Origin of the sequence: Priestia sp. SIMBA_032 (genome assembly GCF_046535215.1) — a bacterium.
Classification (GTDB): domain Bacteria; phylum Bacillota; class Bacilli; order Bacillales; family Bacillaceae_H; genus Priestia; species Priestia aryabhattai.
The window spans coordinates 1-245 of sequence record NZ_JAWRXD010001338.1; the positions used below are offsets into that span (position 1 = coordinate 1).

The 245-nt window shown below is 29.0% G+C and carries 1 protein-coding gene; it reads right to left on the reverse strand.

The window, feature by feature from the left end; genetic code table 11:
* Positions 1 to 64: 64 nt before the first annotated feature.
* Positions 65 to 245, reverse strand: a 181-nt coding sequence (locus tag SB717_RS38655) for a hypothetical protein (protein ID WP_410908536.1), incomplete at its 5' end; no start/stop codon positions are given.

The window sequence follows — 245 nt, forward strand, 5'->3', positions numbered from 1 at the left end:
ATCACGGAATTTCATTTCACTCTCGGTCATTTTTTATCCTCCATCGGTTTTTATACAATAAAATTTATCGTTTATCTTTACTATCCTTCTTCATTCTTTCACTTACAACATCCATAAAGTAATATCCACTAATTAGCACATAGTAAAATAAAAGTATCCCTAGTATATCTTTCATACTCGTATATTCTTTTTTCTGAAACAAGATAGGTGAAAGAGAGAAAACGAGAAAGAAGATTAATGGATAT